General features: G+C 67.7%; 13 protein-coding genes. 2 read left to right on the plus strand and 11 right to left on the minus strand.

The window, feature by feature from the left end; genetic code table 11:
* Positions 1–40 precede the first annotated feature (40 nt).
* From H0264_RS19155 to H0264_RS19165, 3 genes are all read right to left on the minus strand, one after another.
* Entirely contained in the window at positions 41–1492 is a 1452-nt protein-coding gene (locus H0264_RS19155; protein ID WP_181578805.1) for an ABC1 kinase family protein, read from the minus strand.
* A gap of 128 nt (positions 1493–1620) precedes the next feature.
* Positions 1621–2418: an ACT domain-containing protein gene (locus tag H0264_RS19160; protein ID WP_181578806.1), complete on the minus strand. Its 798-nt coding sequence runs from the start codon at positions 2416–2418 to the stop codon at positions 1621–1623.
* A gap of 165 nt (positions 2419–2583) precedes the next feature.
* Positions 2584–2919: a TfoX/Sxy family protein gene (locus tag H0264_RS19165; RefSeq protein ID WP_181578807.1), complete on the minus strand. Its 336-nt coding sequence runs from the start codon at positions 2917–2919 to the stop codon at positions 2584–2586.
* A gap of 114 nt (positions 2920–3033) precedes the next feature.
* Here H0264_RS19165 and H0264_RS19170 point away from each other — a divergent pair, with 114 nt between their 5' ends.
* Positions 3034–4134 carry a glutamate--cysteine ligase 2 gene (locus H0264_RS19170; RefSeq protein ID WP_181578808.1) on the plus strand — a complete coding sequence of 367 codons (1101 nt, stop codon included), beginning with the start codon at positions 3034–3036 and terminating at the stop codon, positions 4132–4134.
* A 9-nt stretch (positions 4135–4143) separates the two neighbouring features.
* Here H0264_RS19170 and H0264_RS19175 read toward each other — a convergent pair whose 3' ends face one another.
* The 6 genes from H0264_RS19175 to H0264_RS19200 all read right to left on the minus strand — a co-directional run bounded on the left by H0264_RS19175 (position 4144) and on the right by H0264_RS19200 (position 10620).
* Positions 4144–4986 carry an LppU/SCO3897 family protein gene (locus H0264_RS19175; RefSeq protein ID WP_181578809.1) on the minus strand — a complete coding sequence of 281 codons (843 nt, stop codon included), beginning with the start codon at positions 4984–4986 and terminating at the stop codon, positions 4144–4146.
* A 71-nt stretch (positions 4987–5057) separates the two neighbouring features.
* Positions 5058–6077 (minus strand): alpha/beta hydrolase, encoded by a 1020-nt coding sequence (locus tag H0264_RS19180; protein ID WP_181578810.1) that lies wholly within the window; start codon positions 6075–6077, stop codon positions 5058–5060.
* Positions 6078–6199: 122 nt separating this feature from the next.
* Positions 6200–7660, minus strand: coding sequence for a hypothetical protein (locus tag H0264_RS19185; RefSeq protein ID WP_220139793.1), 1461 nt, complete (start codon positions 7658–7660; stop codon positions 6200–6202).
* A gap of 160 nt (positions 7661–7820) precedes the next feature.
* On the minus strand, positions 7821–8447 hold the full coding sequence (locus H0264_RS19190) for an MBL fold metallo-hydrolase (protein WP_181578812.1): 627 nt from the start codon (positions 8445–8447) through the stop codon (positions 7821–7823).
* The gene (locus tag H0264_RS19195) at positions 8447–9532 is read right to left on the minus strand and encodes an S-(hydroxymethyl)mycothiol dehydrogenase (RefSeq protein WP_181578813.1); all 1086 of its coding nucleotides are present in this window, start codon (positions 9530–9532) and stop codon (positions 8447–8449) included. Before H0264_RS19195 ends, H0264_RS19190 begins: the two co-directional genes overlap by 1 nt.
* 209 nt (positions 9533–9741) lie before the next feature.
* Complete coding sequence (locus tag H0264_RS19200; protein WP_181578814.1) at positions 9742–10620, minus strand: LysR family transcriptional regulator ArgP; 879 nt, start codon at positions 10618–10620, stop codon at positions 9742–9744.
* 73 nt (positions 10621–10693) lie between these two features.
* Here H0264_RS19200 and H0264_RS19205 point away from each other — a divergent pair, with 73 nt between their 5' ends.
* Entirely contained in the window at positions 10694–11311 is a 618-nt protein-coding gene (locus H0264_RS19205) for a LysE/ArgO family amino acid transporter (RefSeq protein WP_181578815.1), read from the plus strand.
* A 3-nt stretch (positions 11312–11314) separates the two neighbouring features.
* Here the strand turns inward: H0264_RS19205 and H0264_RS19210 are convergent, their stop codons facing one another.
* Entirely contained in the window at positions 11315–12325 is a 1011-nt protein-coding gene (locus H0264_RS19210; RefSeq protein WP_181578816.1) for a Gfo/Idh/MocA family protein, read from the minus strand.
* A gap of 13 nt (positions 12326–12338) precedes the next feature.
* Complete coding sequence (locus tag H0264_RS19215; RefSeq protein WP_181578817.1) at positions 12339–13343, minus strand: LacI family DNA-binding transcriptional regulator; 1005 nt, start codon at positions 13341–13343, stop codon at positions 12339–12341.
* Between the last annotated feature and the right edge of the window lie 34 nt (positions 13344–13377).

Genomic DNA, 13377 nt, shown 5'->3' on the forward strand with positions numbered 1-13377 from the left:
AGTACCTTGCCGAGTGTGATCCGTTGGGAAGGCGCACCGTTCAGCCCACCGCCGCGTCTCGATCGGTGGCGGCGGCGCGGCGCAATCGGGCCGCGCGCAGATCGGCCGGTCCGCCGGTGCGCTCCCGATAGCGCGCCAGGACCGCGGTCAATTCCGGTGACCAGCGCAGGATTTCATCGCGGATCGGGCCGGTGGTGCCCAATTGTGCTGCCAGCCCGACCATTCCGATGAAGCTGCGCCAGAAGGGCACATAGTCGGTGGGCATGGTGAGCTGGCGGCCGACATTGTCCAGACGCGGATCCATGGCGGCGAGCACGATTCGGCGCAGCCAGGCGTTGTCCACGTGCGCGATATCGTGCCTGAGCAATTCCGCGTACGGGTGAATGTGCTCGAGCAGCGCCTCGACATCGAAGTTCAGGTGCGGCGGCACGAATCCGTGCCGGTGCGCCGCGGCCCGCAGCTCCGCCGGGGTGCCGTTGAACACGGCGTCGGCCACGTCGTAGAGCAGCGGCCCGAAGGAGGGCGGCGGCCACGGCAGGCAGGCCCCGAAATCGACCACACCGAGGCGGCCGTCCGGGAGCGCCAGGAAGTTCCCGGGATGCGGGTCGCCGTACAGGCGCCCGGTGCGGGTGGCCGCACCCCAGACGAACCGCAGGCTGAGAATGCCCAGCCGGGCCCGCTCGACCTCCGCGCCCGCGGTGATCATGCGGGTCAAGGGAATACCGTCCAGCCATTCGCTGACGATCACGTCGCCGCGCTGCGCCAGCACCCGCGGCACCCGGAAATCCGGATCATCGGCATAGGCGAGGGCGAAGCCGCGCTGGCTCTCCGCTTCGGCCGCATAGTCGAGTTCGCTGCGCACCGACAGGGCCAACTGATTCACCATCGCTCGCACATCGGTGTTCGGAACGAACACCGAGGCCAGCGGCGCGATGCGGCGCAACTGGTCCAGATCGCTGTCCACGGCGGCGCGCGCCCCCGGGTACATGATCTTCACGGCCACCGCGCGGCCGTCGTGCCACACCGCGCGATGCACCTGGCCGATGGTCGCCGAGGCCGTGCGGCGGTCGTCGAACTCCCGGAAGTTGCCGCGCCAGTCCGGCCCGAACGCCTCCGCGAGCACCCCGTGCACCGTGGCCGGCAGCATGGGCGGCATGGCATTCTGCAAGCGGCTCAGCGCATTCCGATACGGTTCGGCCAGTTCCGGCGGCAGCGCCAGCTCGTAGACGCCGAGCACCTGCCCGAGTTTGGCCGCGCAGCCCTTCAATTCGCCGAGCACCTCGAAAATGTGCTGGGCGGTGCGCAATTGGATCTCGCGATCCACCTCCGCCGACGATCGCCCGAGGGCCCGCTTGCCCGCCCCCGCCATCTGACGGCCCGCGAAAGCGACCGGCAGGGCGGCGAGCTTGGCATTGCGAACCAGCTTGCGGGCAGGGGGATTTCCGCCGGTGTCGGCGGTCCTGCGCCGCACGCCGATACGTCGAACAGTCATCGATCATCCCCTTCGGCGCACTCGTCACCGGTCCGCCGGATACAGCATGCCATAGTTGAACCGGTCGGTTTCGGTTTCATAACAGACTGCGGCACAGGGGGTGCCGGACCGCGACGCCCGCGCCCGGATCAGGGCTGCCGGGCAGCCAATCGCGCCAGATCCGAAAGGCGATGGGCGCGAGCGATTTCAGCGGGCGTGAACGGCTCACCGGTGCGCACGAAGGTCATGTCCTCGGCCTCGACCGCGGGAATCCGCAGCACGGGCCCGGCCGGTTCCGCGGCGGTCATGGACACGAATTGGGCGCCGAGCAATTCCGCGACCGCCAGCGGCAGTTCGGCCGGATCGGCGGTGACGCGCGCGGCCAGGCCCAGCGCCCGGGTCTGACCGTCCACCAGTGTCAAGGCCGAGGCGTGCCAGATCCCCACCGCGGTCCCGCCCGCCCGATCCACGGCCCGGGTCAGACGCTGCGGCCCGACCTCCGCGGGTGCCGACACCACCAGTTCGTCCAGCACCCCGTCCTCGAGATGGTGCACGTGCATGGTGAGGATATTGGCGTGCCGCGAGGCCAGCTGCTTGGCCAGCGATTCCAGCATCCCTGGACTGTCGTCGAGCCGCACCCGAATGCGCCACAGCTGCTCGGCGCTGTCGAGCCGATCGCGGTGCCGCAGTTCCGGACCGTGCAGCCAGCGCGCCAGATACCGCATGGCGCCGGGTTCGACCACCCAGATGACGAGCACGGTGGTGCTGATCGTCAGCACCGCCACGGTGATCAGATAACTCAGCTCGAGATGGACGACGAGCGCGTGCAGCGCGAGCTCCACCGGAAAGACCGCGGCCAATTTCGCCAAGGTCAGCCGGGTTCGACGGGGATGGGGCAGGCGACCGCACACTTCGCATGCCAATGCATGTACCTCGGTTTGCCTCATGATCACCAGAGTGTCCGGCTGACATTTCCGGACAGTGCCCCGATGTAAAGACTCGATGAAGCTACAACAGAAAATGCTTGTGCCACCAGCATTTTCGGTGAAGCGACGCACAGCCGACGTCGCGATGTGCCACAGCGCACATCATTTGCGAGAAGGTATCGACCGCTACTTGGGCGGCAGCGTCCGCGCGAAGGCCACGCCGCGATCGACCCATTCGTCCAGCGTCGCGTCGTCGGCCACGGTGTCGGCGGTGACGCGTAGCCAGCCGCGCATGTCCCGGCCACCCATGACCATGGTCTCCACCGCCGGCGGGCGCAGCAGCTCGTCGGTGTGTTCGGGATCCACCCGCACCAGCAGCCCGCCCTTGCCGCTCGCCGCGACCGCCATATTGCCGCCGACCAGGAAGGCCAGGCCGCCGAACATCTTCTTCTCGACCACATCCACCACGGCAGGACCCAGGGCATCCCGAATCCGCTCGGCCAACTTTTCGTCATATGCCATAGCAGGCATTGTGCGCCAGGTCACCGACAGGAAACCGGTGCGCCGGGTCGATGCGGAGGCAAACAAACCGCTCCGGCAGGTGTCGAGCGCGCCGATCTGAGGTACACAGGACTAGTGGACGCCCCACCGACGGTAGGTGTCGAAGAGGAGTTCCTCCTCGTTGACCCGCGCACCGGCGCGCCCGTCGGCAGAAATGCCGACGTCGCGCGTACAGCAGCGGATTTCGGCATGGACATGCAGTTGGAAATCACCCGGTGTCAGGTGGAAACCAGCACCGGCGTGCACACGAATACGGCCGATCTCCTGCGTGAGCTGCGTGAACTGCGCCGTGGCGCAGCCGCTTCCGCCGAGAAGAACGACGCCCTGCTGCTCGCGGTCGCGGTGCCGCCCACAGCCCCCTCCGAACTGCCGATCACCGGCACGCCGCGCTACCACCGCATCGCCGAGAGCTTCGGGCGGCTCGCACACGAGCAGGGCCTGTGCGGTTGCCATGTCCACGTCGCCGTCCCGAATCGCGAAGTGGCACTTCAGGTCAGCAACTTCCTGCGCCCGTGGCTGCCGCTGCTGCTGGCCCTGACCGCCAATTCCGCCATCTATCGCGGCGACGAAACCGGTTACGCCAGTTGGCGAAACATTCTGTGGCGGCGCTGGCCCAGCGCCGGCCCGCCGCCGCATTTCGAATCCCTGCGCGAATACGAATCCCGCGTCGAATCCATGCTCTCCCTGGGAGTCATCCTGGACCGCAAGATGATCTACTGGGATGTGCGGCCATCCATGAGCTTTCCCACCGTCGAGGTCCGCGTCAGCGACGTGCCCGCCACGGTCGAGGAAACCGCGCTGCTGGCCACCCTGGTGCGCGCCGCCGTCATGACCGCGCGCCGGGCCGCCGTGGACGGCACCGAGATTCCGCTCATGACCCAGGACACGCTGCGTGCCGCCTACTGGAAGGCCGCGCACGAGGGCATCGACGGGGACGCGGTGGATCCCTTGCGCGGCGGCACGATTCGCGTTCCCGACCTATTGGCCGACCTCATCGAACGCATCGAACCCGCCCTGGAGGAATTGGGCGACCGCGCCTTCGTCACCGACGCCGCCACCGCCCTGCTCGCGCGCGGCAACGGGGCCCGCCGCCAGCTCAACGCATTCCGGGTGCGACGCCAAATGTCGGACGTGGTAGGCGAATTGGCGGAAGCCACCGTGCACTCCTGCCGCTGATCGCCTGCCTCAGAACAACTTCAGGCACAGCGTGTAGCTCTGGATGCGGGCCAGGGCGCTGCCGGTGACGGTCCACGTATAGACCATGTCCGTCTCCGGATACTTGTCGCACGCGAATTCGCTGAGGCCGAGGCTCATGCTGTCCCGGAACAGCACCTCCGCCTGCGCTCCCGGATCATCGCAGGGCACCACCTCGAGTTTCGGATCCGGGTTGCTCTCGTCGAGCACCCCGGACAGCTCCCGCACACAGCTGCCCTTGACCGGCTCCTTGGCCGTCGTGGCCGGAACGGAGGGAATTGAGGGAACATACGGCAGCACCGGCGCCGTATACGTGCTCGGATAACTCGGATACGTCGGATATCCCGAATTCCGGGTCGATTTCGAATCCGACGAGTCATTGGCGATCGCGGTGATCAGCGAAACCACCGCCAGCACCGGTAGGACCAGCCCGAGCAGGTGCCACCGCCGCGTCAGCGGCTTGCCCGGATCCATCGGCAGCTGCGATGCGCCCGGAATCGGCGGCGGCAGCTTCGAAACCTGCGACCGCTCACCGAGATTCATCATCAGGGTGAACGGCGTGATGAAGAACGACTTGAACCCCCACCACCCCTGCACCATGGTGTCCCCGGTGAACTGCCGGAACGTGGCCAGCCCGCAGTCCCGGCAGTACGCGCCCGGCAGCTTCCACGACTGATACATGACCAGCAGCCCGCGATGCTTGCGGAAAGTGGCGTCCACCGCGGGCGTCGAGCCACAGAACTGGCAGTAGATCCCATTGGCGGTGTCATAGGAGTTGTCGTAAGGCTCGTACTCGAAAGCCTCTGACTCCGACGATGTTTCGAACGTAGACAAAAAAGTGGATCCCCCGGATAGCGCTTGAACCGGATGATTCAAGCACACCGGGGGATCTTTGCCCTAATGAATCAGGCGGGAATGTTCATTCCATTGGCGAGCATCGGCCAGGACTCGTGCAGCGCCTGCTCCCAGTACGGCCAGTAGTGCGTGCCGACCGCATTGAAGTTGAAGGTCGCCGGAATGCCCAGCGAATCCAGCTTGGTCTTCAGATTGGCGGTGCAGGCATTGACCGCGCCCTCGATGAGCACGCCGAGGGTCAGGTTGACCGCGCCATTGATGCCGGGCGCGCTGTTCAGGTAGTACTGCACGTCCTGGATCATCGGAATGCCGCTGCCGCTGAAGACGTAGAGCTGGGTGCCGCGCAGCTTCTCGGCATTGAGGACCGGGTCGTTCGCCGCCCACGCCGGATCGTTGTCGGGGCCGTACATGTTCTCGGTGTCGCCGCCGCCCCAGGTCTCGACGGAGAACTTCACGAACTGCTTGCCCAGCGGGTCGGCGATCTGCGCACAACCGCTGTAGGCGGCGACGGACTTCCACAGACCCGGCTTGGCCTCAGCCAGCTGCAGCACCGAGGTACCCGAGGTGGACAGACCGGCCAGCGAATTGAGACCGGTGGAACCCAGCTGCTCATCGAGCAGCGGCGGCAGTTCCTCGGTGAAGAAGGTGGTCCACTTGTTCAGGCCCAGCTTGGGGTCGGCCTGCTTCCAGTCGGCGTAGTAGGAGGCGAAGCCGCCGATCGGCTGGATCACATTGACCTGCTTGGTGGACAGGAAGTCCAGCGCGTCGGTCTGCGCCTTCCAGCTGGCGGTGCCCAGGCCGCCGTCGAGGCCGTTGAGCATCCACAGGTTCGGGGCGGGCTGCGATTCGTCGACCGGGCGCTGCACGTCGACCGTGATCTCCTGCGCCATGGCCTCCGAGTACACCCGCAGATGCCAGGTGCGGCCCTCCTTGGTGACGGAGGTGATCTTGGAGGGCTTCTCCGGTACGGCCGAGGCGGCGGTGCCGAGCAGCGAAACCGCGACAGCGGTGGTCAGCGCGACAGCCGAGGCCCGCAGGACAGCGACATTGCGTAGTGCAGAGAACTTCATCGAACAGCCGGTTCCATTCCACGGGCCGCGGTCGGCCACGTCATCATTCGCAGTGATCTTGCCAGCGGGTACGTCTCCCGTCGAGGCCGAGGTGTTACTTACCGGGCAATCCGCGAGCGGGATCAGAGGTGCACCAGACCCGGTTCGAGGCGCGTGACCGACCACCACAGCAGTGCGGTGACGACCGCGCCGGGTACCACGGCGATGACGAAGATCCCGAGATCACGGAGGATCAGCGACAGCGCGAGGGATACCGCGAGGTACGTCAGGACCAGCACCATGAGCACGCCGACCATGGCCCACATGGCCTGCGACTGATGGGTGAACCGGCCGAGCGTCCAGCCGAAAAGCAGCGCCGCGGGCAGCACGATGATCAGCCAGAGAATGCCGTAGGCGAACATATTGAGCGCGTGATCCGCCCGATCGGTCTCGGCCACGCCGTCCACGAGTTCCGCTGGCACACGCTGGATTCGGCTCAGCTGCACGATGGCGAACCCGACGCCCGCGACGGCGCAGGCGGCCAGCAGCCGGTGATAGCCGGCCGACACATCCTCGACGGTGTCGATCGGCGTACGCCAGACCCACGCCAGCGGCATCCAGCCCGCATGCAGCATGAGCACGAGCGCGAATATCGTTTCCGGTCGCGCCCGCAGCCTGTCGCGCAGGTATCCGGGCGGCAGCGCGCGACGCTTGGGGCCGAACAGCCACATGACCGTCCACACCGGCACGACCCCGGTGATCGGGGTCAGCCAACGCCACTGCGCCGGTGCGAGGAACATCGAGGCAACCGCGAGGATCAGGCACATCAGCCCGACCATGACCGCGGGCCGGGCGACCGCCGCCCAGAACGCGTCGGCCTGCTCGAGGCGCGGATCCTTCGGCGGCGGTTCATTGTCCGGCACCGGGCTCGCGGTGGTCGCGGCGTACGGCGAATTCGCGGCCCACCACTCGGCCAGCAATTCCTTCGATGGCGGCTCCCAGCCCTCGCCGTGGAGTGAACCGGGGCAGATCACCGGGCTGTCGTCGTGCTCGTAGTAGTACTCCGGATCGACCTCGCCCTCGTAGCGCATCTCCTGCATGCGCATGGTGATGGCGAGCCCGTGCCAGGGCTCATCGCAATACGGGTTGGGGCAGTCCGGGAAATCAGGGTCGGTGTGGTGGTAGCGGGCCGTGAATTCGCCACCGGCCATGCGCTCGTCGACGAGCAGGTCGATCTCGTCGATCAGCCGCTGGAAAGGGTCGGCGGTACTCGGGAGTATCGGGGTCGAGGGCACGGGCGTGGGAGCGGCGGCGGCCGGCGGCTCCCACTCGTCGACGGGAGCGACCACCGCGGGCCGTCGCCAGGCGGGCCGCAACCACAGCCGTCGCGTCGCGAGCGCATGCCAGGTGCCGCCGAGCATGAGCACGCACCAGGCGATATCGAACACCAGGTCGCGCCGTGCGATCGACAACAGCGCCACGACGGCCGCACTCAGATAGCCGAGCGCGGCGAGCGCGAGTTTCCCCGACCGCGCCCGGATCGCCAGCACGAGGAAGTACAGCGGCGTGAGGAAACCGAACGACAGCAGCGGGACGAACGCCACGACCCAGCTCAGTCCGACGAGAATTCTCGACCGATCCGACTCGGCCCCGCCCCACCCATGCACGGGGCACATCGTAGGCGGGGTGCGCGATACCCCGCCTACGAGTTTTCGTCAGTGCTCCTGCGACGCCACGCGTCGGTGCCTCCTGCGACGCCACGCGTCAGTGCCCGCGCCGCCGCCATTCGTCGAGCTGCGGAGCTTCGTCGCCGATGGTGGTCGAATCACCGTGCCCGGTGAGCACTCTGGTGTCGGCGGGCAGCGTGAGCAGCCGATCGGCGATCGAAGTGACGATGGTGCCGAAATCGGAGAACGACCGACCCGTCGCACCCGGACCGCCCTGGAACAGGGTGTCACCGGTGAACACCGCGTCCAGCTCGGGCGCATGGAAACAGCACGCACCCGGCGCGTGACCGGGGGTGTGCAGCACGTGCAGCGCCGTGCCCGCCACCTCGATGACCTGCTTGTCGGCGAGCTCGGCAGCGGGATCCACATCCGGATGCGTGAGCCGCCACACCACCAGATCATCCGGATGCAGCAGCACGGGAGCGCCTGTGGCGGCGGCCAATTCGGGTGCGACGCGAATGTGATCGTCGTGGGCGTGCGTGGCGAGAATGGCCTTCACCCGCCGATCGCCGACCACTGCCAGGATCGCCGCCACATCATGCGGGGCGTCGATGATCACGCACTCGCTGTCGTCGCCCACGACCCACACATTGTTGTCGACGTCGAAGGTCTGCCCGTCCAGGCTGAACGTGCCCGAGGTGACCGTGTGGTCGATGCGCGCCACTACAGCACCACCACCGAGCGCAGCACCTCGCCGTGATGCATCTTGGTGAAGGCGGCCTCCACGTCGGTCAGCGAAATCGTCTCGGTGACAAAGGCGTCCAGGTCGAAGCGGCCCTGCTGGTACAGCTCGATCAGGTAGGGGAAGTCGCGCGAGGGCAGGCAGTCGCCGTACCACGAGGACTTCAGAGCCCCACCGCGCGAGAAGAAGTCGATGAGCGGCATCTCGAGCTTCATGTCCGGGGTGGGGACGCCGACCAGCACCACCGTGCCCGCCAGATCGCGGCCGTAGAAAGCCTGCTTCCAGGTCTCCGGGCGACCCACCGCGTCGATCACCACATCCGCGCCGAAGCCGTCGGTGAGCTCCTGAATCCGCTCCACCGCATCATCTTTGGATGCGTTCACGGTGTGGGTGGCGCCGAAGCCGGTGGCCCACTCCAGCTTCCGCTCGTCGATATCGACGGCGATGATGGTGGTCGCACCGGCCAGCTTCGCACCTGCGATGGCCGCGTTTCCCACACCGCCGCAACCGATTACGGCGACACTGTCACCGCGGCTCACCCCGCCGGTGTTCACCGCCGCGCCGAGTCCGGCCATGATGCCGCAGCCCAGCAGGCCCGCCGCGGCGGGCGAGGCGGTCGGGTCCACCTTGGTGCACTGCCCGGCGTGCACGAGGGTCTTCTCCGCGAACGCGCCGATGCCCAGTGCCGGGGTCAGCGGGGTGCCGTCGGTGAGCGTCATCGGTTGGGCCGCATTGAAAGTCGAGAAGCAGTACCACGGCTTGCCCTTGCGGCAGGCGCGACACGAACCGCACACGGCTCGCCAGTTCAGAATGACGAAATCGCCCGGCTCCACATCGGTGACGCCCTCGCCGACTGTCTCCACGATGCCCGCGGCCTCATGCCCCAGCAGGAACGGGAACTCGTCGTTGATCCCGCCCTCGCGGTAGTGCAGATCGGTGTGGCAGACGCCGCACGCCTGCACCCGCACCACGGCCTCACCCGGCCCGGGATCGGGGATGACGATCTCGGTGACCTCGACGGGAGCGTTCTTCGAGCGTGCGATGACGCCGCGCACAATCTGGGACAACGTGGATACCTTCCCTAGGACTCAGAATCCCCTCGACTATGGCAGATCACCCACTCTCGGTGGAGCTCTCAGGGGCTTCGCCCCTGAAACCCCAGACGCGGAACCCAGGCGCTGCGCCCGGAACCCCTGGGCGGCGTGGGCCTGTGGGGCTGCGCGTCGAACCCCCGGCGTGGGCTCAGGCAGCTGCGACCCGAACCCCCGGCGTGGGCTCAGAGCAAGGCGGCGGCTGCCGCTTCGGCGATGGTTGTGGCGACGCGGCTGAGGGTGGGGGAGTCGAGTTTCCACTGCTGCCAGTAGAGGGGGACGTCGATGAAGGTTGTGTCGTCCAAGGGGATCAGGGTGTCGTCGGGGCGGCGTTGCAGGTCCGGGACCATGCCCCAGCCGAGGCCGAGGCGGATGGCCTCGACGAAGCCGGAGGAGGACGGGATGTAGTGGCGGGGCTGGTCGAGGGGTTTGCGGGTGAACCGGCGCATGAGGCGGAACTGGAGATCGTCTTTGCGGTCGAACAGGATTACCGGGGCGAGCGCGAAGGATTTGGCGGTGGGGCCGTCCGGGAACCAGGTGCGGGCGAAGTCGGGGTCGGCCATGGGGCGGTAGCGCATGGCGCCGAGGCGGCGCACCGAACAGCCCTGCACCGGTGCGGCCGTGGAGGTGATGGCCGCCATGACCGTTCCGTCCCGCAGCAGCTGGGTGGTGTGTTCTTCGTCTTCGCGGTGGATCTCGTAGTTCACCCCGGCCGAGGCGCGACCCAGTGCCGCCATGACCCAGGTTTGCAGCGAGTCGGCGTTCACCGCGATGGGGATGCGCACCGGCCGGTCGGTGGGATTGTGTGCGTCGCCGAGTTCCCGCGCGGTATCGCCGCTGAGCAGAGCGATCTGCCGGGCCAGCCGCAGCACCGCCAGCCCGGAGTCGGTCGGCTGCACCGGTTTGGTGCGCTGCACCAGAATCCGCCCGGCCGCGTCTTCGAGGGCTTTGATCCGCTGGCTCACCGCCGACGGCGTGACGCTCAACCGTCGCGCCGCGGCCTCGAAGGTCCCCTCGGAGATGGCGGCGTCCAGCGCGCGAAGCTGATCGAGCTGCAGGTCCATATTAAGCAATGCTAATGCTGCCTCAGAATGATTAGCTTGTCTGGTCCTGGTCAACCGCCCTAGTTTCGATGGAGTGAACGCATCATCGGCGGCCCTGGCGGCCATTTCAGGACTCGGCTTCGGACTCTCCCTCATTGTGGCGATCGGCGCGCAAAACGCCTTCGTGCTGCGCCAGGGCATCCGACGCGAGCATGTGCTGCCGGTGGTCGCGGTCTGCGCCTTCTCCGATATCGCGCTCATCACCATCGGCGTCGCCGGCTTCGGCGCGATCACCCGCACCGCACCCATGGTCATGACCATCGCCAAGTACGCGGGCGTGGCCTTCCTGCTCGGCTACGCCTTCCTCGCCGCCAAGCGCGCCTTCGCCGCCACCGCCCTGACCGCGGGCGGCGGCGCTCCGATCGCGCTCGGCGCGGCCATCGCCACCTGTGTCGGCGTTACCTGGCTCAACCCGCACGCCTATCTCGACACCATGGTCCTGCTGGGTTCCTTCGCCAGCACCTACGCCACGCCCGACCGCTGGTTCCTGGCCGCGGGAGCCATGCTGGGCAGCATCCTCTGGTTCGTGGCCCTGGGTTTCGGCGCACGCCTGCTCGCCCCGCTGTTCGCCCGCCCGATGGCCTGGCGCGTCCTGGATTCCGTCATCGCCCTGATCATGACCGGTCTGGCGGTCGGCCTGCTGCTGAGCTGAGCCTCAGCGCCGAACTTCCGAGACCCGCACCGGCCGGCCCTCGTGGCGTGAAAGTTCGCACGCCTCAGCGATATAGAACGCTTCGAGGGCCTCGCCGGGCGGGCACGGATTCGCCATCTGACCGCCCGCCACGCCGACGAAGGTGGCCAGCTCCTCGATGTACGCGCCGTGGAATCGGTCCAGGAATCCCGGATACGCGGGCAGCGGCGAGGGCGCACACTCGGGTTCCACCGAGCGCAGCGGGGCCCGATCATCCAGTCCCACAACGGCATTGCCATTGGACCCGAGCACTTCCAGGCGCACATCGTAGCCCGCGCCGTTGTAGCGGGTGAGCGAAACCGTCGCCAGCGCACCGTCATCCAGGCGCAGCACCACCGCGGCGGTGTCCACATCGTCGGCGTCGGCGAAGAACTTCTCGCCGCGATTGGCTCCCGTGGCGTACACCTCGGTGACCTCACGCCCGGTGACCCAGCGAATGATGTCGAAATCGTGCACGCCGCAATCGCGGAACAGCCCACCGGAGCGCGGAATGTACTCGGCGGGCGGCGGAGCCGGATCGAGAGTGGTGGCGCGCAGGGTGTGCACCCAGCCCAGTTCCCCGGACGCCACCGCCTGCCGCGCGGCGCGATACCCGGCGTCGAACCGGCGCTGGAAGCCGATCTGTACGGGCACAGCGGATTTCGCGACATGCCGGACCACCTCGAGGGTGCCCGCCACATCGGCCGCGATGGGCTTCTCGCAGAACACCGGAATGCCGCGATCCACCGCGGCGGTGATCAACTCCGGATGTGAATCCGTGGCGGTGGTGACCACCAGCGCGGTGATGCCGGAGGCGAACAGCACCCCCAGATCCGGAGCGAATTCCACATCGAGTTTGTCGGCGGTGGCGCGCGCCCGCGCCACATCGGCGTCGGTGACGATCACCGAATCCACCCAGGGCAGGGATTTGAGGGTCTCGGCGTGGAAACCGCCGATGCGGCCCGTGCCGGCGAGGCCCACTCTGATCGCGTTCATGCTCACTCCTGGCTCAATCACGGGGTGCGGCCGTCGTCGAGCGGACGACCAGGGAAGGTTCCAATCGTTTGCGCACCGGATCGGTGCGGCCGTCGCGCAGCCGCTCGGTGAGCGCCTCCACGGCGAGCCGGCCGATCCGGTTGCGGGGTTGATCGATGGTGGTGAGGGATACGTGGCGCAGCGCAGCCAGCGAGGTGTTGTCGTAGCCGACGACCGAAACATCTTCGGGGACACGCAATCCCGCCTCGTCGAGCGCGGACAGCGCACCGACGGCGGCGAAGTCGTTGCCGCACACCAGGGCGGTGGGAAAATTGCTGGGGGAGAAGAGGTTCAGCAGCTTGCGCACCGCCGCCGCGCCCGCCTCGTCGGTGTGCTCACAGGCCACCACCATGGGCTCGAGTCCGTGCCGGACCATGGCCGCGGTGTAGCCCTTGCGACGCGGCCCGGCCGCGAACGCCGCCCCGCCGTCGAGATGCACGATGCGCCGATGTCCCAGGGACACAAGATGATCCACCGCGAGGGCGGCGCCGAGCTCGCCGTCGTCATTGACGGTGTCCGCCCCCGCGACCGTGGTGGCCCGGGACACCAGCACCAGCGGACAGCGTTGCGCCGCTTCGCGAATCGCGGTGGCGGGCAGGACGGGGGAGAGCAGGATGATGCCGCCGGGCCGGAAGGCCAGCAGGCTGGTGAGTGCGGTGCGTTCGCGGGCGGCGCTGCGGCGGCCGGTATTGAGCACCAGCTCCAAGCCCGCCTCCTGCGCGGCCTCGTCCATGCCCTCCACCACATCGGCGAAGAAGGTGTTGCGCAGGTCCGACACCATGACGCCGACAATGTTGGAGGTGCGGCTGGCCAGCGACCGGGCCATGAGATGCGGCTGATACCCGAGTTCCTCGGCGGCCTGTTGCACCGCACGGCGGCGATGCTCGCTGACCTTGGGGGAATTGCGCATCACCAGGGAGACCAGGGCGCGGGAGACGCCCGCGCGGGCGGCGACATCCTCCATGGTGGGTCGCGACATGGTGCCTCCCATCGGATTTCGAGCGGTGTGCGTC

Source organism: Nocardia huaxiensis, assembly GCF_013744875.1.
In the GTDB taxonomy this organism is placed as follows: Bacteria; Actinomycetota; Actinomycetes; order Mycobacteriales; family Mycobacteriaceae; genus Nocardia; species Nocardia huaxiensis.

Coding starts and splice junctions, on each gene's coding strand:
- H0264_RS19155 (WP_181578805.1), bottom strand. CDS start 1,492: ATGACTGTTCGACGTATCGGCGTGCGGCGCAGGACCGCCGACACCGGC.
- H0264_RS19160 (WP_181578806.1), bottom strand. CDS start 2,418: ATGAGGCAAACCGAGGTACATGCATTGGCATGCGAAGTGTGCGGTCGC.
- H0264_RS19165 (WP_181578807.1), bottom strand. CDS start 2,919: ATGGCATATGACGAAAAGTTGGCCGAGCGGATTCGGGATGCCCTGGGT.
- H0264_RS19180 (WP_181578810.1), bottom strand. CDS start 6,077: ATGAAGTTCTCTGCACTACGCAATGTCGCTGTCCTGCGGGCCTCGGCT.
- H0264_RS19200 (WP_181578814.1), bottom strand. CDS start 10,620: ATGGACCTGCAGCTCGATCAGCTTCGCGCGCTGGACGCCGCCATCTCC.
- H0264_RS19210 (WP_181578816.1), bottom strand. CDS start 12,325: ATGAACGCGATCAGAGTGGGCCTCGCCGGCACGGGCCGCATCGGCGGT.
- H0264_RS19215 (WP_181578817.1), bottom strand. CDS start 13,343: ATGTCGCGACCCACCATGGAGGATGTCGCCGCCCGCGCGGGCGTCTCC.